Origin of the sequence: Paracoccus halophilus (assembly GCF_000763905.1) — a bacterium.
In the GTDB taxonomy this organism is placed as follows: Bacteria; Pseudomonadota; Alphaproteobacteria; order Rhodobacterales; family Rhodobacteraceae; genus Paracoccus; species Paracoccus halophilus.
In genome coordinates this window covers 37,346-56,992 of sequence record NZ_JRKN01000001.1, presented here as the reverse complement: position 1 = coordinate 56,992, position 19,647 = coordinate 37,346, and the positions used below count along the sequence as shown (strand labels likewise).

Genomic DNA, 19,647 nt, shown 5'->3' with positions numbered 1-19,647 from the left:
GAACGGAACAGAGGATGAAGATGAACAGAACGCTTTTGCGCAGCACATGCCTGATCGCCGCCATGGGCCTGCCGATGGCAGCCGGCGCGCAGGCGGAATTCAAGGAATATCCGATCGGCGAGCCGGTCGAGATGAACACGCTCGAAGTGGCTGCGGTCTATCTTGCCCCGATCGACATGGAACCGCGCGGCATCGACCTGCCCGCGGCCGAGGCCGACATCCATCTGGAGGCCGATATCCACGCGCTGCAGGGCAATCCCAACGGCTTTGGCGTGGGGGAATGGGTGCCCTCGCTGACCGTGTCCTACCGGCTGGAGAATCTGGATACCGGCCGCGTCCTGACCGGCAACCTGATGCCGATGGTTGCCGTCGACGGCCCTCATTACGGCTCAAACATCAAGATGCCGGGCGCCGGGAATTACCGGCTGGTCTATAATGTCGACCCGCCGTCGCGGCAGGGTTTCGGTCGCCATACCGACGAGGCGTCGGGCGTCGGCAAGTGGTTCCAGCCCTTCGAGGCGGAGTTCGCCTTTGAATATGTGCCGCTGAACTGATCGGCCGGCCCGCGGAAGGAAAGGATCTTTATCATGAGCGTCTATCTTGCACAGATCATCGCCTCCTTTCTTCCCGCGGTGCTGATCGCCGGATTGCTGTTCGCCCTGGCCCCCGGCGGCCCGGGCGCGCGCGGCTGGCGCATTGTCGGCCCGGCGCTGGTGCTGGGTCTGGCGGCGGGCTGGGCGGCGCATCGCTGGGCGCTGGCCGGCGGCGTCGGCGTCGCGACCCGCTCGGTGATCGAGATCGCGGCGCTGGCCGCCCTGGCGGCGGGGCTGGCACTGGCCGGTTTCGCGCGCCATCGACCGGGCCTCTACGTTGCGGGCAGCATCGCGGTGGCGGCGCTGCTTGCCATGCAGGGGATGTATGCCTTTCGCGCCGGAACCGAGGATCAGGTCTTTACCTCGACGGCGGTGCTCAACACCGACATCATCCTGAATACCGCCGCGGTGCTGGCGGGCGCCGTGGCCATGAGCGGGCTGGCGCTGGCGTTGGCCCATATCGGTCGGGCGGTGCCACGGCTGAGCGCCGCGGCGCTGCTGGTCGCCAGTGCCTTGCCGGCGCTGGCCTGGGGCGCCGATCTGATGCTGGCCGGGCTGCAAACCGGCATGCTCGCGGTCAGCAGCACGCGCATCAGCATTGTCGCCAAGGCCGGCGCCTATGATGATTACCTTACCTATGCGCTTCTGGTCTTGCCGGCGGTTCTGGCGGCCGCTTTCTGGCGGCGGACGCGCGCGACGGTGCCGCAAGCGGCGGGAAACCGGGCGGAACGGCGCAAGGTGCGCGCGCGCGCCCTGACCGAGGCGCGCTGGATGCGCGCCACGCTGGGCATTGCGGTGGCGCTGGTGGCGTCGCTGCTTTATTATGACCTCTACGCCTCGCAGCCGCCACGCCTGTCAGCCGCCGCGCCGGCAGTTCCCGACAGCAATGGCGAGGTCCGCATCGCGATCGACAGCGTCGCCGATGGCGGGCTTTACCGTTACGCCTATATCACCTCGGACGGGCACCGGGTGCGGTTCTTCCTGATCAACCTTTATGACGCGGATCATGTGCGGATCGGCGTGGTGTTCGATGCCTGCATGATCTGCGGCGATACCGGCTATATCCAGGACGGCAACGAAGTGATCTGCATTTCCTGCAACGTGCGCATCTTCGTGCCTTCGATCGGCAAGGCCGGCGGCTGCAATCCCATACCGATGGACCATGTGGTCGAGGGCAGCGAGATCGTCATCGCCCGCGCCGCGCTGGAGGACGGGGCGATGTATTTCTCGGAGATCGTCGAGATCGAGGTGACCGATCCGGTGACCGGCGGCACGCTGCTGAATACCGAGGCCAAATACCGCTACGAATTCGACGGGCGCACCTATTTCTTCGAGACCTCGGAAAGCTACGAGACCTTCAAGGCCAGCCCCGAAACCTATGCCGGCAGCGCCGAGGCGCGGCTGCGGCAGCGCGCCGGGGAGCGGGTCTGATGATCGGCCGGATGATCCGCCAGAGCTTTTCCGAGGGCCGCAGGCGCAAGATGCTCGCGGCGCTCACGGTGGCGCTCGCGGCGGCGCTGATCACCACGCTGTTTACCCTGTCGGTCGATGTCGGCGACAAGATGTCGGCCGAGATGAAGGCCTATGGCTCCAATATCCGCGTCCTGCCGAAAAGCGAAAGCATCGCGCTGCGGATCGGCGGGGTCGATTACAACCCATTGAAAGGCCGTGACTATCTGGACGAATCCGAACTGCCCTATATCAAGGATATCTTCTGGAGCAACAATATCGTCGGCTACGCGCCGCTGCTCGAGGCGCCGGTGCGGGCCGCTGGCCAGACACGCGACGCGGCGCTGATCGGCACCTATTTCGACAAGAACGTGCCACTGGACAGCGACGAGGATTATCGCACCGGCGTCACCGTCACGCATCCGTTCTGGGAACTGGTCGATGGAAGCTGGCCGGATGACGAGGCCGGGGACGAGCTGCTTGTCGGCCGCACGCTGGCCGGGACGGCGGGGCTGCAACCCGGCGATACCGTCACCCTCGCGCTCGCCGCCGAGAGCGAGGGCGGCACCGGCAGCGCCAGCTATCGGGTCACCGGCATCCTCAGCACCGGCGAGGCCGAGGACGACGCCTTTGTCGCGCCGCTGGCGGCGGTGCAGGCGCTGACCGGGCTGGAGGGCAAGGTGCAATCGGTCTCGGTCAGCGCGCTCACCATCCCCGAGAACGAATTGTCACGCAAGGCGATCCGCGACATGGATTCGCTCAGCACCGCGGAATATGACAGCTGGTATTGTTCCGCCTTTGTCAGCTCCATCGCCTTCCAGATCGAAGAGGCGGTGGTCAATTCCGCCGCCCGGCCGGTCTGGCAGGTGGCCGAAGGCGAGGGCGCGGTGATCTCCAAGCTGCAGGTTCTGATGCTGGTGGTGACGCTCGCCGCCTTCGTCTCGGCGGCGATGGGGGTGTCTTCGCTGATGAGCATTTCGGTGATGGAACGCGCCGGAGAGATCGGCCTGATGAAGGCGCTCGGCGCCGAACGCTGGGAGATCAACCTGCTGTTTCTTGGCGAGGCGGCGATCATCGGGCTGCTCGGCGGTCTGGCAGGTGTGGTCGCCGGAACCCTGCTCAGCCAGTTGGTCGGGCTGGCCGTGTTCGGCTCGACCCTCGCCTTTCACTGGATCGCGGTGCCGGTGGTGGTGGCCGTCTCGGTGCTCACCGCGCTGGCCGGCGCGATCCTGCCGGCCCGCACGATCTCGCAACTGATGCCGGTGGAGGTGCTCTATGGCCGTTAGGTCCGGTGTTGTCGCAGGCTTTCGCTGGCTGATGCTGCGCAAGGCGTTAAGCCGGCGCAAGGCCCGTGCCGCCGTCGCCATCGCCTCGATCATGGTCGGGGCGGCGGTGGTGTCGGCGCTGGCCGCGCTCTATTTCGACATCTCGATCAAGATGAGCCAGGAATTGCGGGCTTACGGCGCGAATTTCTTCGTCGGCGCCGACCCGGCGAGCCCCGACCGGCGTTTCCCGGCCGCGCGCTATGACGCGATCCTGGCCGAGATCCCCGCCGACCGCCTGACCGGCGCCAGCCCGTTCCTTTACGGTGTGGTCAGCCTGGGGATCGGCAATGCGGTGCTGGCCGGCGTCGATTTCGAAGGGATGCGCCGCATCTATCCCTATTGGCGGGTCGAAGGCGGCTGGATCTCGGTGGCCTTTGACGATCGCAACGCGATGATCGGCAAGCAACTGGCCGAAAAGCTGGAGCTGCAGCTGGGCGCTACGATCGAGGTCTACGCCCCCGAAACCGGCGAGAAGGCCGAGCTGCGCATCAAGGGCATCATCGAATCCGGCGGCCCCGAGGACGAGCAGATGTTCGTCTCGATGGATCTCGCCCGGCGGCTTTTCGCGGTGCCCGAGCGGATCGACCTTGCCATGCTGTCGGTCGTGGCCGAGGGCGACGAGGCAGCCCGGCTGGCCGAGACGATCAACAGCGCGCATCCCGAGGCGGACGCCAAGCCGATACGCAAGATCTCGCAATCGGACGGGCAGATTCTCGACAAGATCGAGGGTTTCATGGCGCTGGTCGCCTTTGTGATCCTGGTGATCACCACGCTATGCGTGAATGCGATCATGTCGGCGATCGTGGTCGAGCGCACCCCCGAGATCGGCTTGCAAAAGGCACTGGGGGCGGACGACCGCGAGATCATGACCCAGTTCCTGAGCGAGACCGCGCTGATCTGCGCCATCGGCCTGGCACTGGGGCTGGCGCTTGGCTTCGCCCTGGCGCAGGTCCTGGGGCAGACCGTGTTCGGCGCCTGGGTCAACCTGCGCCCGCTGGTGATTCCGCTGACCGCTTTCGCCTCGCTCGCCGCGGCGCTGATCGCGGCGATCATTCCGATCCGCAGCGCCGTGCGCATCGTCCCGGCGCGGGTCCTGAAGGGAGAGTGACTGATGTTTGAAGCGGCCGAAACCGAGCCACGGCCCGCGGATCCGGGTCCAGCCCGCGACCGGGCCAAAAGCGTGATACGGACCGAGGGGCTGTCGATGATCTTCGGCGCGGTGCGCGCCCTCGACCGGCTCGATATCGACATCGCCGAGGGCGAGTTCGTGTCCATCATGGGACCGTCGGGATCGGGCAAGACGACGCTGCTCAACATCCTGTCCTGCCTCGACACCCCGTCCGAGGGCGTCTATCGGCTGGACGGGGTGGATGTCTCGGGCATGAGCGAGCAGCAGCGCGCGATGATCCGGCGCGAAAAGATCGGCCTGGTGTTCCAGCAGTTCCACCTGATCCCCTATCTCACCGCGCTGGAGAACGTCATGCTGGCGCAGCACTATCATTCCGTCGCCGATGCCGGCGAGGCGCGCGAACATCTTGGCAATGTCGGGCTGGCGGACCGCGCCGATCACCTGCCCTCGCAGCTGTCCGGCGGCGAGAAGCAGCGGGTCTGCATCGCCCGCGCGCTGGTCAACGAACCGGCGATCATCCTGGCCGACGAGCCCACCGGCAATCTGGACGAGGAGAACGAGAAGGTGGTGGTCGAACTGCTGCAACGGCTGCACGGCGAGGGGCGGACCATTGCGCTGGTCACCCACAATCCAGAGATGGGCGCCCTGGCCGGGCGGACGATCTATCTGCGGCACGGCAGGCTGGACAGGCAGGTGATCCGATGACCCGCATCCTGCATCTGATCGCGCTGATCGGTCTTCTCGCGCTTGCCGCCTGCAAGGACGAGGCCGCCATCGAGGTCGGCCAGCCCGTGCCCGACCTGGCGGTTCTGGATCGCGACGGCAATCCGGTCGATCTGGCCGCCTATCGGGGCAAGGTGGTGTTCGTCAATTTCTGGCAATCGGGCTGCGGCCCCTGTCTGGTGGAGATGCCCGAGATCGAACAGGTCTACCAGGATCTGCGGAGCCGCGGCTTCGAGGTGCTGGCGATCAATATGGGGCAGGACGGCGACACGATCGAGAACACCCGTCGCCGTACCGGGGTGTCCTATCCGCTGCTGGCGGACCGGCTGAAGCTCGCCTCGGTGCAGTTCGGCGTGCTGGCAGTGCCGACATCGTTCCTGATCGACCGCGACGGCAGGCTTGTCGAACGCATCAACGGCCCGCTGACCCGCGCGCAGCTCGAGACCCGTCTGGCGCAGCTCTTGTGACCCGGCCCGGGCCGGGTATCGCGGCGGAAACGCTGCCAGGGGATTGATCCGGCGGTTTGGTGGTGTGATCCTTTCGCATGAGTGTAAGGATGCCGGCGATGACGGCTCGTCTCACGGGGCAACTCGTGCAGGGGCTTCGGACGCCCGCCGGTGATCGGGCCTGCGTAAACACGCCGCCGCCCGAACCGGCAGCGGCGTAACCGAGGCGGAAAACCAATCAAGAAGCGCCTGATACCCGTTCCGAATTCCCCGAGCCAGCGCTGAAATAACCCGTCATCCGGGCGCGTCACGACCGACAGATCGGCGGCCGGAGCGGGAGGGCGCTATTCCCCCCGCAACGCCGCGACATAGCCCGAGGCATCGCGCCCGGTGGCATTCACCTCGTCCAGGATGCGCTGGACCACCGGCGCCGCCGCCTTGTTGAAGCGATCCGCCTCTTCGGGCGAGAGTTCGATCACCTCCTTGCCCGCAGTCGCGGCGAATTCGGCCAGCCCGCGCTCGGCGCCCTCAAGCTGGATGCGGTTCGCCCGCAACGAGGCATTGCGCCCCGCCTCGATCACCGCCGCCTGTTCCGCCTCGTCCAGATCGCCGAAACTGTCGCGATTCATCAGCAGGAAAAAGCTGGAAAGCGAACTGTCCATGCCGGTGGTGATGTATTTGGTGACCTCGGACAGGCGAAAGGAAAAGGTGGTGGTCCCGTCGATGAAGGCCCCGTCCAGAACGCCGGTCTGCATGGCGTTGTAGATATCTGGCGCCGGCATCGAGACGGGCGACGCGCCCCAGGCCTCGATCACCAGCCCGGCATTGCGCGAGGGCACCCGGATCTTCATGCCCCTGAGGTCGTCCAGCGTCCTCACCGGACGGTCGGCCATGAACAGCAGGTTCGGCGCGTTCGACCAGAGCCCGATCAGCTTGACCCGCCGGTATTCCTGGGACAGCGCATCCAGATTGTCCAGCATGCGTTGGGTGCCCGTCTCGGGTTCGATGATGCCGGGCAGTTCGGTGACCAGCGTCAGCGGAAAGGTCGAGGCGGTATAACCCGGCAGGCCGAACACGATATCGGCGACGCCATCGACCGCGCGGTTGTATTGCTCGGCCGGGCCGGGGCCAAGTTCGCCGCCGCTATAGACCCGGACCGTCAGATCGCCGCCGGTGGCGGCCGCGATCTCGTCGTTGAAGGGTTTGTAGACGTTTTCCATATAGGGATGCGTCGAGGGCTGGAAATCGGCCAGCTTCAGCACTTCGGCCCCTGCCGCGGTCGTCATGACCGCGGCACCAAGACCAAATATCCCGGCGATATCTGTCAGTTTCATAGGGGGTCCTCCTCCGCCCGTTCGCGATGTCTCAGGTCTGCGCGCGATACTGCTTGCGCGACGCCTCGTGGATCGGCCAGGGATGCACCTCGGCCCCGACCTCCATCTGGCGGTGCTCCTCGACATGCGGCTTGTCGGTGCCGCCGTCCTTTTCGCCCCAGAGCACGGAAAGCCTGGTCCCCTGCTCCGCCAGATCGCCGCGGACCATGGCCAGCGAAATCCAGGCCCGTTCGTTCGCGGAATAGACCGGATAGGTCGAGATGCCGACCATCTCGCCGTTCAGCAGCACCTGGTCATAGGGATGCGCTGCATAATGGCCGGCCGGCAGCTCCATCAGCTTCGGAGCGGGGAATTCCTCCATCATGCCGGCAAAGATCTTCAGCACGTCCTCCCTGTCCCAGACCAGCGTCACCTTCACACGATGCGGCCGGTCCGCCATCTTTTCCAGCGCCTCGCGGCCGATGAAATCATGGTCGAAGCGGATCACCCGGCCATAGTCCAGATCCCAGGGGGTCAGGTAATAGTCCTCGACATTGTCGGGCTGAAAACTGCCGCCGACCGACGCGGTGGCCTCGAACCCGTTGGCGGGCAGCCATTCGCGGTAGCCTTTCATCCTGTCGCCCGAATAGATCGCGGGCAGCGGCGAGGGAATCCAGCCCGACTCCATCGCGGCGGTCGAATAGGCGCGCGCGCCGGCGCGCAGGATGCCGTATTTCTGCCCCGCTTCCAGCAGCCGCGCCATGACCTTTTCTCCCTCTTCATAGGGACCCCAAAGCTCCAGCCCCTGCGCGCCGCCCATGCCGTGGCTGAGGGTCCGCGCCTTGCAGCCGGCGACGGTGATCTCGCCCATGTTGAAGAACTTGGTGGTCAGCGGGCCGCCTTCGTTCACCTCTTCGAGGATCTTCAGCGCATCCGGGCCCTGCACCTCGAACCGATAAAGCTTGCGTGGCTTGTCGGGGGTTTCGAGGCTGCGGACATCCAGCTCGGTGGTGACATCCAGCCCCGAGATCTCGGCCTGATAGGCGACCCAGTGGCTGACCGGCGGACGCCCGATCAGCAGCACCTCGTCATCCTCCAGCCCCAGCAGGATCACGTCGCCGATGACATAGCCGTCATGGTTGCAGCAGATCAGCTGCTTGGCCTTGTTGCGGCCAAAGCCCTTGAAGCTGTTCACCCCGACCCGTTCGAGCAGCTTGACCGTATCGGGGCCGCGCACATAAAGGTCGGTCATGTGATAGGACTGGTTCAGCAGCACCGCGCCGTTGCGCCATGCCCGGACCTCCTCAATCCAGTTGGTATATTGCGGCGCGACCGGAAAGACATAGGGTCCGACCTGCGAATTCTGCAGCATATGGGCCGCGTTGCCATAGTCGCGGATGCGATCTTCAAGATTGTTCTGAGCCATCTGGTTCCTCCTGATTCAGATTTCGTCAACCATGCCAGCCCATCGACCCCGGCGCTTATCCGCAAGCTGCATGGGCTGTTTCAGTTTTGCTATTTGCGCGGCTGTCCGGGCGGGATGCGCCGCCGCATCACCCCATCCTTTCCGAGGCGTAGGAGCCCGGGCTGGCGGGAAAGACCACGGTCTTGTTGCCGTTGAGAAAGGCCCGGTCGTGAATATGGGCATGGACCGCGCGGGCCAGCACCTGCGCCTCGACATCGCGGCCAAGCGTCACATAGTCGCCGGGGCTCTGGGCATGGGTGATGCGCACGGTGTCCTGTTCGATGATCGGGCCTTCGTCCAGATCGGCGGTGACATAATGCGCCGTGGCGCCGATCAGCTTTACCCCGCGCTCGAACGCCTGCTTGTAGGGATTCGCGCCCTTGAAGCTGGGCAGAAAGGAATGGTGGATATTGATGATCCGGCCCGACATCTTCTTGCACATGGCATCCGAAAGCACCTGCATGTAGCGCGCCAGCACCACCAGTTCCGTGCCGGTATCCTCGATCACTTCCATCAGCCGGGCCTCGGCCTCGGCCTTGTTGTCCCTGGTGACCTTGATGTAGTGGAACGGCAGATCGTGGTTCACCACCACCCGCTGATAGGTCAGGTGGTTCGACACCACGCCCACGACATCAACCGGCAGCGCGCCGATCCGCCAGCGATAGAGCAGGTCGATCAGGCAATGCCCGAAGCCCGAGACCATCAGCAGCACCTTCATGCGCTGCGCCTCGTCGCGCATGGTCCAGGTCATGCCAAAGGGCTCGGCGACCTTGGCAAAGCCCTTTTTCAGCTCGGCCAGCGCCTTGCCGGTTTCGGGCTGGAAGGTGATGCGGGAAAAGAACCTGCCCGTCTCGGCATCGTCGAACTGCGCCGAATCGGTGATGTTGCAGCCATGTTCGGCCAGATAGCCCGACACCGCCGCGACAATGCCGCGCGTGGCCTTGCATTGGACTGTCAGAACGAGTTTCGTCACGATGGTTTCCTTTCGCTTGAGGGATGGCAGGGCGCGGCTCGGCGCCGGCTGATGCGGAATGCGTCCAGGGTGTTTTGCAGCAGGCAGGCAATGGTCATCGGGCCGACGCCCCCCGGCACCGGCGTGATCGCACCGGCGATGCCGCGGGCAGCGGCGAAATCGACATCGCCGGTCAGCCGCGATGTTCCGTCCCGCTCGATGCGGTTGATGCCCACGTCGATGACCGTGGCGCCGGGTTTGATCCAGTCGGCGCGGACCATCTCGGGCCGCCCCACGGCGGCGACCAGAATATCCGCCCGGCGACAGACCGCCGGCAGATCGCGGGTGCGGGAATGGGCCAGGGTCACCGTGCAGTTCTGCCCCAGCAGGAGCTGCGCCATCGGCTTGCCCACGATGTCCGAGCGGCCGATCACCACCGCCTCTTTGCCCGTCAGATCGCCCAGCACCTGGCGCAGCAGCATCAGGCAGCCGCGCGGGGTGCAGGGCACGAAGGCCTGTTGCCCAAGCGCGAGCCGGCCGACATTCAGCACATGGAACCCGTCGACATCCTTGTCCGGGCTGATCGCCTGAATGACCGCCTGCGTGTCGATCTGGGCCGGCAGCGGCAATTGCACGAGAATGCCATGGACGCGGTCATCCGCGTTCAGCCGGTCGATCAGCGCGAGCAGCGTCTCCTGCGCGGTATCGGCGGGCAGGCGATGCTCATGGCTCTCCATCCCGGCCTCTCTCATAGCCCGCCCCTTGGCGCGGACATAGACCTCGCTCGCGGGGTCGGCGCCCACCAGAACCACGGCCAGGCCGGGAACGGCGCCGTGATCCCGGCCAAGCTGCGCCACCTCGGCAGCGATCGCGGCGCGCAACCGGCTCGCGGCCTGCCTGCCGTCGATAAGCCGGGCCTCTCGCGCGGTCGATTCCTCTTTCACGGATTGCATGATCCTGTCTCCTCCCTGCTCACATGAATGGGACCACGGCGCCACCCCGGGATCCGGTCGCGCCGCGATGGCGAATCCCGCCTTGCCGGAAAAGAGTTAAGCGAATGCCTGCGCCCGGGCTTATGCAGTTTCCGAATGTGGCATACCGGCGTTGATATACCGCCCTGTCGGTCAGGAAGATCAGGGGGATACTCGCCAAGGGCGCCGCGCCTCGCTAGAGTTTCACAGGTCCTTGCAAGCCGGGAAGGAATCTCTTGCCCAAGCCAGTCCCCCGCCATGAACGGCTGGAAATCCGCGAGATCGTGGCCATCGACTCGGTCGCGCGCGCCCGCAGCTTCAAGATCGCCGCCGACATGACCCATTCGACGCAGCCGACCCTGTCGCGGCTGATCGCCTCGGCCGAGGGCAAGCTGGGGGTCACGCTGTTCCGTCGGGGCTGGTCGGGGGCCGATACGACCTCGCGCGGGGATATGGCGGTGCGCCTCTGCGCCGCGATCCTGCGGGAAATCGACGCCGCCGGGGACAAGCTGTTCGCCGACCGTCCGTCCCTGCCCGCCCTGCGGCTGAACCTGAGAAACGCGCATCTGCAGGCGGTCGAGGCGGTGACCCGCGAAGGCAGCGTCACGCTGGCCGCCAAGCGGCTGGGACGCAGCCAGCCCGAACTCAGCCGCACATTGTCGGATTTCTCCAAGCGCTTCGGGGTCGAACTGTTCCGGCGCAACCCGACCGGGATGGAGCCACTGCCGCCCGCCGCGATCCTGACCGAACTCTCGGGCAGCATCTCCTATCTGATGGAGAATTTGCGGCGCGAGTTTTCGCGCCTGGATGGCGAGGTCATCGGCCGCGTCGCCATCGGCATGCTGCCCTTTTCGGGGCAGGACCTGATCTCGCGCGCCTTTGCGCGGCTGACCAACCGGCACCCCAATATCCGGCTGGCCTGCATACCCGGCAGCTATAACGGCCTTGCCGAAGCCCTGCGCCGGCGCGAGATCGACCGGATCATCGGGATCATGCGCGGCGCAGACTGCCCTCACGGGATGGAGGAAACGCATCTTTACGACGAGCGTTTCACCGTGGTGGCGCGGCAGGGCCACCCCTTGCAGGGCAGCCGCGCCACGCCGTCGGAACTGGCCGAAACGCAATGGGTGATCGCCCCCCACGGCACCCCCGTCCGCGCCCATTTCGAAAGCGTTTTCGCCGGTCTGGGCGTGGTCCCGCCCACCCAATCCTGCGAAATGCTGTCCTTCAACGCAGCCGAGCAGATGATCATCGAAAGCAATTCGCTGGCCATGCTGACCTATAGCCCGCACAAGTTGCGGCATCTGCGGCCCGAGCTTTGCCGGATCGACACGCCCTTCCCCTCGGACGTGGCGCGGATCGGGCTGACCCGGCTGCGCGACGGCGCGACCGAGGCCGCGCTGGTCATGTTCGAGGAAAGCCTGGCCGACGTGGTGGCCGAGATCGCCTAGCGCCGGGGGACGGTGTGCCGGATTCGCATGGGCTTATCGGTCTTTCGCATTGGCCCTTGCGCGCGGCGCGAAATAGCTTGCGATACGCAGACGATCAGGGGAGGACAGCCGCGATGTATCGCATCAGAAGGTTTGCCGTGCGCCATTCACGGCAGTTCGAATGGATCTATAACCGGCTGGAATCGGCGCTGGTCGCGCTGGCGCCGGTCCTGTCGAGAATCGGCTACAACCGGATCGAGCGGCCGGTCGCGCTGATCGAAAAGGGGATCAAGGGGCTGCTCTTCGATTGCCAGATGTGCGGCCAATGCGTGCTGTCCTCGACCGGGATGTCCTGCCCGATGAACTGCCCCAAGCAATTGCGCAACGGCCCCTGCGGCGGCGTCCGGCCCGGCGGTTTCTGCGAGGTCAAGCCCGGGATGCGCTGCGTCTGGGTCGAGGGCTGGAACGGCGCCGCGCGCATGCGGGGCGGCGACCGCATCCGCGAAGTGCTGCCGCCCGTGGACCGGCGACTGGCGGGATCCTCGGCCTGGCTGCGGGCCAGCCGGGAAAAGGCGGCGGCCCTGCACGAGGCGCGGGAACGCGAACGCTCAACCCTCGCCAATGCCTTTCCCACCGCGCGCCGGATCGAGCCCAGCACGGCGCCGCTGGCCGATGAACCGGCGCGCGCGATTGGACGGGGGAAAACCGGATGAGCCAGTTCGACCAGGATCCCAACGCCATCCGCCGCTACGCGCCGCCGCCCGAAGGCCATGTCTCGGGCAGCAAGCTGGAGCTTGCCCTGCGCGCCGGCCATTTCGCCGTCACCGCCGAGATGAACCCGCCCGACAGCGCCGATCCGCAGGATGTGTTCAAGGCCGCGCAACCGCTGGCCGATGTCGCCGATGCGATCAACGCCACCGATGCCTCGGGCGCGAATTGCCACATGTCCTCGATCGGGATCTGCGCGCTGCTGACCCGCGCCGGGCATGGCACGGTCTATCAGATATCCTGCCGCGACCGGAACCGCATCGCCATTCAGGGCGATGTGCTGGGTGCGGCGGCGATGGGGGTGCGCAACGTGCTGTGCCTGACCGGCGACGATGTCGGCGCGGGCGACCAGCCGGGCGCCAAGCCGGTTTTCGATTTCGACTCGCTCACGCTGATCCGCACCATCCGCACGATGCGCGATCAGGGCGTGTTCCTGTCCGGGCGCAAGATCACCAGCCCGCCCAACCTGTTCATCGGCGCGGCCGAGAACCCCTGCGTCGATCCGCTGGAATGGCGGCCCGACCGGCTGGCGAAAAAGGTCGCGGCGGGGGCCGAGTTCATCCAGACCAACTATATCTTCGACATGCCGCGCTTTCAGGCCTTCATGTCCCGGGTCCGCGATCTGGGGCTGGAGCGCAAGGTCTTCATCCTCGCGGGTGTCGGGCCGCTGGCCTCGGCCAAGGCGGCGCGCTGGATGCGCGGCAATGTGCCGGGCATCCATATTCCCGATCAGGTCATCGCGCGGCTGGAAAAGGCGGAAAACCCTGGCGAAGAGGGCCGGCGCATCTGCGTGGAACTGATCCAGCAGCTGCGCGAGGTGGCCGGGGTGGCGGGCGTTCACATCATGGCCTATCGCCGCGAACATCTGGTCGCCGATATCGTCCGCGAGGCCGGAATCGCGCGCGAGCAGCGCCCGGCCTGATGCCGGGCGGCTGCGGCGGGGGGTCGCGGCCGCTCAGGCGCGGTTTGCCAGCGGCCCCGGAAACACCCGCCCGTCGAATAGCTTTCGCGCGCTGCGCAAGGTGCCGGCACGCAGGACGCTGCCATCTTCGGCAAGCTCCAGCTGAACCTCCATCGCGCCGCTGGGATGTTCGATGGCGAATGTTCCGCCCGAGGGCAGCCGCGCAACCGAGGCGGCGGGCGATCCCGGCAGGGTGCAGGCGGTGGCTGCGCTGATCGCGGCGAATACCCCGATCGAGGCATGGCAGCGATGCGGAATGAAGCTGCGCGTGCCGACCACGCCGCCCGACTGCGGCGGCGCGACCAGCGTCATCTTGGGCACGCTTTTGTCGCGCACATCGCCCAGATTCATCAGCCGGCCGGCCTGCAGGCGGATCGCCTCGATCCGTGCCTTCAGCGCGGCATCGCCGTCCAGTACCTCGCGGCTTTCCTGCCCGGTCAGGCCAAGGTCCGATGCCCGCAGGACCACGCAGGGCATGCCATTGTCGATCAGCGTGCAGGCGATGCCGTCGATCACATCCGCGACCCGCCCCGAGGGCAGCAGCGCGCCGGTCATCGACCCGGCGATATTGCTGAACATCAAGGGGATCGACGCGTGATGGCCGGACACGCCGTCGATCGCATGATCGCCGCGATAGCTGACCCGCCCGCCCGGGGTGGCCACGATCGCGGTCGCGATCTCGCCGGTGTTCAGCATGTGGATGCGGACGGGGGTTTCCTCGCCTGCGACCGCGACAAGCCCGCGCTCCAGCGCGGCGGGACCGACCCCGGCCAGGATATTGCCGCAGCCCTGCGCATCCGACACCAGCGGCTGATCGACGAAAACCTGAAGAAACAGGTAATCCACATCCGCGTCAGACCGGGTTGAGGGCGAAAGCAGCGCCACCTTGGAGGTCAGCGGGTCGGCGCCGCCGATCCCGTCGATCTGCCTGATATCGGGGCTGCCCATGATCGCAAGCAAAAGCCGGTCGCGCAGCGCGGCGTCCGAAGGCAGGTCCGAGGCCAGGAAATAAGCGCCCTTCGAGGTGCCGCCGCGCATCCACAGGCAGGGGATTCCCTGTTCCGCCAGAAGGTCCAGCTCGTCCCGGGTCATCTGCATGGGAACGCCCCGTGGTCAGAGCGGGCCGCGCGCCCGCGCATGATGTCAGACATATTTCAGCCCCCTGGCCTCAAGCCGGGCGCGCATGTCATAGATGTCCAGCCCCAGCTCGCCCGCTGCCAGACGCTTGCGCTTTGCCTCTTCGGCATCCATCCGCTTGCGGGCGGCGGCCAGCACCTCGGCGGCCTCGGCGCGGCGCACGACGCAGACGCCGTCGTCATCGGCGACGATCACGTCGCCTGCCTCGATGGCTTGCCCGGCGCAGACCACCGGGACGTTGACCGAGCCGGGCGTTTCCTTGACCGTGCCCTGCGCGCTGATCGCCTTGGACCAGACCGGGAAGCCCATATCGGTCAGGTCGCGCACATCGCGCACGCCCGCATCGATCACCAGCCCCCGGCAACCCCGCGCCATGGCGCTGGTCGCCAGCAGATCGCCGAAATAGCCGTTGTCGCAGGGCGAGGTCGGCGCGAGGACAAGGATATCCCCCTCGTGCAGCTGCTCGATGGCGACATGCAGCATCCAGTTGTCGCCCGGAGGCGCGCTGATCGTGACCGCGCTGCCGGCGATCCGCGCGCCGGCATAGATCGGCCGCATATAGGCGGCCAGACAGCCGGTCCGGCCCTGCGCCTCGTGCACGGTGGCCACGCCCGCCTCGGCAAGGCCCCAGATCGTGTCGGGCGCGGCACGTTCGATATTGCGAACAACCTTTGCCATGGATCAGCCCCGCTTCACCGGCGGCGTGCCGTGGGTGTGGAAGCTTTCGATGGTCTTGAGCCCCCATGCCTGCCCCTTCTTGCGGTCGGATTCGGTCCAGATGACCGGCTTCCAGTCGGGCGCGAGGATCAGCCGCGCGCCGGCATTGGCCAGTTCGACCCGGTTGCCGGCTGGCTCCCAGACATACAGGAAGAAGGTGCCCTGAATGGCGTGCTTGTGCGGCCCGGTCTCGATATGGACGCCGTTCTGCAGAAAGATATCGGCGGCGCGCAGGATATCCTCGCGCTGGTCGGTGGCATAGGTGACATGGTGCAGCCGGCCATCGCCGCCGCCATGTTCCTCGGTGCAGGCCAGATCATAGGTCTTGTTGTTGACCGTGAACCAGCAGCCGCCGATGCGGCCGTTATCCAGCTGGATCAGTTCCGTCACGCGGCTGCCCAGGCAGGTTTCCATGAAGCGGCGGAACTCGGTCACGTCCTCGGAGAGCAGGTTCAGGTGGTCCAGACGCCGCGGCGGCACGCCGGTGAACGCGCTGGCATTGTTCTTGAGCGCGGCGCGGTCGGCGGCGTCCTTGGGTTCGTACCAGACGGTATCGTAATAGATTTCGAACACATGCCCGAAAGGATCCTCGAAGCGGAAGGCGCGGCCGTGGCTCTGGTCGCCTTCGACCCAGCCGTGAACCTTGTAGCCCGAGGCCTCGATGGCCTTCACCCGACGCTCCAGCGCCTCGGGCGAGGCGGCGCGATAGGCGATATGGCCGACCCCGGTGCGCTCTGCCCGCGTCAGCTTGAGCGAGGCGTATTCGTAATCGTCCCATGCCCGCAGATAGGCGCTGTTTTCATCCTGCCCGGACAGCTTCAGCCCATAGATGCGGGTAAAGAAATCAAGGCTTTCCTCGAATTTGTCGGTCAGCATCTCGACATGGCCGAGATGGGCCAGATCCTGGCATTGTTGGGTCATGGTTCCTCCATTCTGGTTCAGGTGCCCGGACGGATCCGGGTCATGCGGCTCCGGCGCCCCACTCTGGTGACGGGGCAAGGGGGTCTCAGAGTTCGTCCACCGTGCGCGGGAAAATCGACTGGAAACCTTCGGCATATTTGCAGTCGCGTCCGCCGGACTGGCCGCCGGAATTGCGCTTGAAGTGATTGGCGCGCTGCTGGGCGACGCGGGTATAATAGTCCCACAGATGGATCTGGCCGTTCATGCATTCCATGGCGGCGCGCTTCTTCTCCCAGACGGGGGTGATGTCCAGGAAGGTATCGGGCTTCCAGCCCATCTGTTCGGTCTGATGCGGCTCGAACAGGTAAAGCTGCGGCGCGCCCAGCACCTTTTCGCCGGGATTGTGGCCCCAGGCCTGCGCGATCATGCGGCATTCCAGCGCCACCTGCGTCATGTACATGTGGTCGGTGTTATAGGGGTCATACTGGCTGTGGCTCAGCATGAAACGCGGCTGGACCTTGCGGATCAGATCGACCAGCCGGTATTTGTCCTCGCGCTCCAGATGCAGCGGGTAATCGCCCAGATCGAAACATTCCAGGTGATGCACGCCCAGGATTTCGGCGGCCGCCTCGGCCTCGGCGCGGCGGATGGCCTTGACCTCGTCCAGCGACTTGCCTTCCTTCCACAGGCGCGCGCTTTCGCCGCGTTCGCCAAAGGACAGACAGGCCACGGTGACCTGATAGCCCATCGCGGCATGCAGCGCGATGGCGCCGCCGCTGCGCCAGACGAAATCGGCGGCATGTGCGCTGATCACCAGCGCGGTTTTCGGATCGGACATGTGAAACTCCTCGTTCCGGGTTGGCCGAAAGATCGCACCCGGCTTGCCGTGCAGGCAATTCAGAAACTTGCCCGTCTGCATAAGAATTGGCTATAGTGAAACATGAACAGCGGGAGCGCCTCGGATTTTCGTCTGCCTTTCGCATGGGGTGACATGATGGTGAGACCTGCGTTTTCCCGCTGCCTGCAATGCGCCCCGGATCGTCATGCAGGGCGACGGCAGAGCAGGGTCGCGACCGGGAAAATGTCATGCTGGTAGGGAATCTGCGGCATCTGCGGGTCTTTCTGGCGGTCGCGGAATGCGGCTCGATCACCCAGGCGGCGGTGCGGTGTTTCGTGTCCCAGCCCGCCGTGACGCAGGCCATCGCGCGGCTCGAGGCCGAGGCGGATACCGCGCTCTTCCTGCGCACCCGGCACGGCCTGTTCGCGACCGAGGCCGGCACGCTGTTTCAGAACCGCGTGGCCCGCGCGCTGGATCGGCTGGACGGCGCCATGTCCGACATTGCACCAAGGCTTGCGGTCACCGCCACGCGGCCGCAGCTTGCGGCGCTGATCGCGACGGTCGAGGCGCAGAACTTTACCCTTGCCGCGCAGCGGCTGGGCATTGCCCAGCCCACCGTTCACCGCGCCATCACCACGATCGAGGCATCGGTGGGCCGCGCCCTGTTCCAGCGCAGCCCGGTCGGGGTGGCGCCGACGCGGCAGGCCCTGGCGCTGGCTCTGGCGGCGCAGCTTGCCTTTGCCGAACTGGATCAGGCGGTCGCGGAACTGGCCGACCTTCAGGGCCGCGAAGTGGGTGAAATCGTGATCGGCTCCCTGCCGCTGGCGCGTTCGCACATCCTGCCGCAGGCGCTTGCCCGGTTTCGGACCAGCCGCCCGCGACAGACCATCCGGATCGTCGACGGGCTTTACAGCGATCTTCTTGCCGGGCTGCGGCAAGGCGGGATCGATCTGGTTCTGGGCGCCTTGCGCGAAAGCCTGCCGGTCGATGACGTGGTGCAGGAACGGCTGTTCGACGACATGCTGGCCGTGCTGGCCGGGCCCGACGATCCGCTGGTCGCAACGGGAACGGTTGCCATAGAGGCCTTGCGGGCGCGTCCCTGGCTGGTTCCCCGGCAGGGAACGCCGACCCGAAATCAGTTCGAATCGCTTTTCACTCGGGCGGGGCTGGACCTGCCCGAGAGCATCATCGAAACCGGTTCGGTCATCCTGATGCGCGAGATGGTCAGCGATGGCCGTCACCTGGCCTGCGTCTCCAAGGCGCAGGCCGCGCGCGAGATCGAGCGCGGCATCGTTGCCGAACTGCCGTTTCCCGGCATCGCCGTGCCGCGGCCGATCGGGCTGACCTTGCGCGCCGGCTGGCAGCCCACGCCGGCGCAGCAGGCGATGCTCGATGCAATCCGCGCCGCGATCTGACAGTTTTCTATAGCAAGAACTTATTTTACCTGGATGGCTTTCAATTTGTGAAATTTCCCTGCGGAGGCGACTGTGCGGGCCAGTCAGCGGCACGCAGCGAATGGCCGGATGCCGCAGCAGAGGAGGAATACCGTGACCATCAGAACCCTGACCATCGCCGGCCCGGCGCTTGCCGCCGCGATCGCCACGACAGCCGGCGCCGCCGAGCTGAAATTCGCCAATTACATGGCCGCGACGCATCCCTATGTCGCCGGCTGCTTCCAGCCCTTTGCCGAGCGAGTCGCACAGGCGACCGAGGGCGGCGTGACCGTCAGGCTCTTCAGCGGCGGTGAGCTGGGCCCGGGCCCGACCGAGCAGTACAGCCGCGTCGTCGATGGTGTCGCGGAACTGGCGGTCAGCCTGCCCGGCTATACCGCGTCGAATTTTCCACTGACGCTGCTGGCGGAACTGCCGGGGGTGACCGACGCGGCAAGCGGAACCGAAACCATCTGGGCGAATATCGACCTTCTCGGATCGGAATATCGCCGGGCGCATCTGGTGTCGCTGTGGTCCAGCGCGCCGAACCTGCTGTTCACCCGCGACAAGCCGGTGCGCAGCCCGGCCGATGTGGTTGGCATGAAGATCCGCGTGCCCTCGCGCAATGCCGGGCTGCAGGTCGAGGCCTGGGGCGGCTCGCCGGTATCCATGCCGGTGTCGGACATCTACAACGCGCTGCAGACCGGGGTGATCGACGGCGCGATGATCGACGGCACCGCCGTCGGCGCCTTCAAGCTGAGCGAGGTCGCCAGCTATATCACCACCGGCATGGACAGCACCAATTCGCCTTTCTTCATCCTGATGAACCGCGATGCCTATGGCGATCTGGAAGAGGCGGCGAAAGCGGCCGTGGACGAGGCCGGGCGGGCGGCATCGCTGGATTGCAACAAGGTGCAGCTCGATGTCGCGGCCGAGGGGCTTGAGCAATTCGCCGCCGCGCCGGGCAAGCAGGTCATCGAACTGACCGAGGAAGAAGCCGCCGCCTTCGACCTGCTTTCCGCCGCGGTGACCGCGCAGGTCGTGGCCGAAAGCGGCGACGATGCGCAGGCCATCGTCGATGCGCTGAAGGCGCGGTAACG

At 66.1% G+C, this 19,647-nt stretch carries 19 protein-coding genes; 11 read left to right on the top strand and 8 right to left on the bottom strand.

Annotation, left to right across the window (positions count from 1 at the left end; translation table 11 throughout):
• Positions 1-20: 20 nt before the first annotated feature.
• The 6 genes from IT41_RS00285 to IT41_RS00260 are packed head-to-tail and all read left to right on the top strand — an operon-like array spanning position 21 to position 5,686.
• The gene (locus tag IT41_RS00285) at positions 21-554 is read left to right on the top strand and encodes an iron transporter (protein WP_331435158.1); all 534 of its coding nucleotides are present in this window, start codon (positions 21-23) and stop codon (positions 552-554) included.
• A 33-nt stretch (positions 555-587) separates the two neighbouring features.
• Positions 588-2,024 (top strand): Fe-S-containing protein, encoded by a 1,437-nt coding sequence (locus IT41_RS00280; protein ID WP_036737769.1) that lies wholly within the window; start codon positions 588-590, stop codon positions 2,022-2,024.
• Positions 2,024-3,328, top strand: coding sequence for an ABC transporter permease (locus IT41_RS00275; RefSeq protein ID WP_036737765.1), 1,305 nt, complete (start codon positions 2,024-2,026; stop codon positions 3,326-3,328). Before IT41_RS00280 ends, IT41_RS00275 begins: the two co-directional genes overlap by 1 nt.
• Positions 3,318-4,475 carry an ABC transporter permease gene (locus IT41_RS00270; protein WP_052081202.1) on the top strand — a complete coding sequence of 386 codons (1,158 nt, stop codon included), beginning with the start codon at positions 3,318-3,320 and terminating at the stop codon, positions 4,473-4,475. The genes IT41_RS00275 and IT41_RS00270 overlap by 11 nt, the downstream gene beginning before the upstream one ends.
• A gap of 3 nt (positions 4,476-4,478) precedes the next feature.
• Positions 4,479-5,201 (top strand): ABC transporter ATP-binding protein, encoded by a 723-nt coding sequence (locus IT41_RS00265; protein ID WP_036737763.1) that lies wholly within the window; start codon positions 4,479-4,481, stop codon positions 5,199-5,201.
• Positions 5,198-5,686, top strand: a complete 489-nt coding sequence (locus IT41_RS00260) for a TlpA family protein disulfide reductase (protein WP_036737762.1) — start codon at positions 5,198-5,200, stop codon at positions 5,684-5,686. The genes IT41_RS00265 and IT41_RS00260 overlap by 4 nt, the downstream gene beginning before the upstream one ends.
• Before the next feature lie 323 nt (positions 5,687-6,009).
• On the opposite strand, the gene IT41_RS00255 is transcribed toward IT41_RS00260, so the two are convergent.
• The 4 genes from IT41_RS00255 to folD all read right to left on the bottom strand — a co-directional run bounded on the left by IT41_RS00255 (position 6,010) and on the right by folD (position 10,348).
• Positions 6,010-6,999 (bottom strand): TRAP transporter substrate-binding protein, encoded by a 990-nt coding sequence (locus tag IT41_RS00255; RefSeq protein ID WP_052081201.1) that lies wholly within the window; start codon positions 6,997-6,999, stop codon positions 6,010-6,012.
• Between the two features lie 31 nt (positions 7,000-7,030).
• Entirely contained in the window at positions 7,031-8,404 is a 1,374-nt protein-coding gene (locus IT41_RS00250; RefSeq protein ID WP_036737761.1) for an aminomethyltransferase family protein, read from the bottom strand.
• A gap of 127 nt (positions 8,405-8,531) precedes the next feature.
• Entirely contained in the window at positions 8,532-9,416 is an 885-nt protein-coding gene (purU, locus tag IT41_RS00245) for a formyltetrahydrofolate deformylase (RefSeq protein ID WP_036737759.1), read from the bottom strand.
• A complete protein-coding gene (gene folD / locus IT41_RS00240) occupies positions 9,413-10,348 on the bottom strand; it encodes a bifunctional methylenetetrahydrofolate dehydrogenase/methenyltetrahydrofolate cyclohydrolase FolD (protein WP_052081200.1) in 936 nt (311 codons plus the stop codon). Before folD ends, purU begins: the two co-directional genes overlap by 4 nt.
• 254 nt (positions 10,349-10,602) lie before the next feature.
• On the opposite strand from folD, the gene IT41_RS00235 reads away from it, so the two are divergent.
• The 3 genes from IT41_RS00235 (at position 10,603) to IT41_RS00225 (ending at position 13,486) form a co-directional block, all read left to right on the top strand.
• A complete protein-coding gene (locus IT41_RS00235) occupies positions 10,603-11,817 on the top strand; it encodes a LysR family transcriptional regulator (protein ID WP_036737757.1) in 1,215 nt (404 codons plus the stop codon).
• Positions 11,818-11,930: 113 nt separating this feature from the next.
• Positions 11,931-12,509, top strand: coding sequence for a methylenetetrahydrofolate reductase C-terminal domain-containing protein (locus IT41_RS00230; RefSeq protein ID WP_036737755.1), 579 nt, complete (start codon positions 11,931-11,933; stop codon positions 12,507-12,509).
• Complete coding sequence (locus IT41_RS00225) at positions 12,506-13,486, top strand: methylenetetrahydrofolate reductase (RefSeq protein ID WP_036737753.1); 981 nt, start codon at positions 12,506-12,508, stop codon at positions 13,484-13,486. Before IT41_RS00230 ends, IT41_RS00225 begins: the two co-directional genes overlap by 4 nt.
• Before the next feature lie 33 nt (positions 13,487-13,519).
• Here IT41_RS00225 and IT41_RS00220 read toward each other — a convergent pair whose 3' ends face one another.
• The 4 genes from IT41_RS00220 to IT41_RS00205 form a co-directional block, all read right to left on the bottom strand.
• Positions 13,520-14,623 carry a 4-oxalomesaconate tautomerase gene (locus IT41_RS00220; protein ID WP_231564662.1) on the bottom strand — a complete coding sequence of 368 codons (1,104 nt, stop codon included), beginning with the start codon at positions 14,621-14,623 and terminating at the stop codon, positions 13,520-13,522.
• 45 nt (positions 14,624-14,668) lie between these two features.
• Complete coding sequence (locus IT41_RS00215) at positions 14,669-15,340, bottom strand: 4-carboxy-4-hydroxy-2-oxoadipate aldolase/oxaloacetate decarboxylase (RefSeq protein WP_036737750.1); 672 nt, start codon at positions 15,338-15,340, stop codon at positions 14,669-14,671.
• A 3-nt stretch (positions 15,341-15,343) separates the two neighbouring features.
• Positions 15,344-16,300: a VOC family protein gene (locus IT41_RS00210; protein WP_036737748.1), complete on the bottom strand. Its 957-nt coding sequence runs from the start codon at positions 16,298-16,300 to the stop codon at positions 15,344-15,346.
• 85 nt (positions 16,301-16,385) lie between these two features.
• Complete coding sequence (locus tag IT41_RS00205) at positions 16,386-17,117, bottom strand: PIG-L deacetylase family protein (protein ID WP_036738110.1); 732 nt, start codon at positions 17,115-17,117, stop codon at positions 16,386-16,388.
• 248 nt (positions 17,118-17,365) lie between these two features.
• Between IT41_RS00205 and IT41_RS00200 the strand changes: the two genes are divergently transcribed.
• Both IT41_RS00200 and IT41_RS00195 read left to right on the top strand, forming a co-directional pair.
• A complete protein-coding gene (locus tag IT41_RS00200; protein WP_036737747.1) occupies positions 17,366-18,532 on the top strand; it encodes a LysR family transcriptional regulator in 1,167 nt (388 codons plus the stop codon).
• 132 nt (positions 18,533-18,664) lie between these two features.
• Positions 18,665-19,645: a TRAP transporter substrate-binding protein gene (locus tag IT41_RS00195; RefSeq protein ID WP_036737745.1), complete on the top strand. Its 981-nt coding sequence runs from the start codon at positions 18,665-18,667 to the stop codon at positions 19,643-19,645.
• Positions 19,646-19,647: the final 2 nt, after the last annotated feature.